At 65.6% G+C, this 1357-nt stretch carries 1 pseudogene; it reads right to left on the minus strand.

The window, feature by feature from the left end:
* Positions 1 to 1357 (minus strand): annotated as a pseudogene (locus X726_RS0137160) (calcium-binding protein); the annotation flags it as partial.

Below are 1357 nucleotides of genomic sequence, written 5' to 3' on the forward strand. Positions count from 1 at the left end.
GGTTGCCGTGCCGTCGCTGTTGGCGATGTTGTTGGCGCCGCCGGTGAAGGCGCCGGTGCCGCTGGCATAGCTCGGATCGCCGATGGAGACCGCGCCGTTGCCAAAGGCTGTGTTGCCGGCGCCGATGGCGACAGCCTTGCCGCCGGTGGCCGTCGCGGCCGTGCCGATGGCAACCGCGTCGGCGGAATTGGCGACCGCGCCAGTTCCGGCGGCGATGGCATTCTGGGCGGTGGCGGCAGCGTTGTTGCCGATCGCCACAGTGGCGACGGCCGTAGCCTGGGCTCCAGAACCCGTCGCGACCGAGCCGGTTCCACTCGACACAGCACCATTGCCCAATGCAAGAGCAAAGTCGCCCGAAGCATTCGAGGTAGTGCCCAGCGCCGTGGAGCTTGCTCCCGACGCAGCGGCTCTCTGCCCCCCAGCAAACGAATTGGTACCACTGGCGACAGATCCCCAGCCTGCGGCTGTCGCATAGTTGTTGCTGGCCGTGGAACTTGTGCCTAGAGCAGTGGCATTCCCTCCCGAAGCGACGGACAACGTGCCCAAGGCGTTGGAGCCGGCTCCAGTGGCATTAGCCTGAACGCCGAGTGCAACGGAATTGACACCGCTCGAGATCGTGCCTTGGCCCAACGCCATCGCGCCACCCGCTCCTGTAGCCTTCGCATTCAGGCCAATGGCGACCGCATATTGCGCCGACGAAACGGACGAACGTCCCATCGCAATGGCATCGACCTGGGATGCTGTCACATCTGTGCCGATGCCGACCGCGCCTTGGGCCAGCGCTCCCGTTCCGGCCGCGGTACGTGAGCCGAGATAGACGGAGTTTATCGCCGTAGCAGTCGACTGGAATCCGATGGCGACGGCATTCTGGTTGCTTGCTACGGCGCTGTTACCTTGGGCAATCGAATCCACGCCGGATGCCGTTGCCCCGAACCCGAGCGCCGTGGCGCGCAGCCCGGTCGCCCGGGTAACAGAGCCGATGGCCGTCGAGTTGACTCCGTCGGCACGCGCATTATTGCCAAAGGCGGCCGCGCTTGTGGTTGCAACCGAATTAACGCCAATAGCGCTTGCTGCGTCCCCGTTGGCATTGGCGTTCCCGCCCACGGCGAGGGCATTGACGCCGGTTGCGCCTGCGAAGACACCTATGCCTATGGAATTGAGGCCATTGACACCCATCGCATAGCCGATGGCGATCGTGCCGTCGCCCGTTGCACTGTTGGAACTGCCCAACGCCACGCTGTTGTTGCCATTCGTCGCGGCGCCGTTACCGATGGCGACGGCGTTGCCGCCGGTCGCCGAACCGCCGCCAGCCTGATATTGTGCCTGGGCCGGTGTGGCGAGGCCGAGCGCGGCGAGC

The organism is Mesorhizobium sp. LSJC285A00, from assembly GCF_000503155.1.
In the GTDB taxonomy this organism is placed as follows: domain Bacteria; phylum Pseudomonadota; class Alphaproteobacteria; order Rhizobiales; family Rhizobiaceae; genus Mesorhizobium.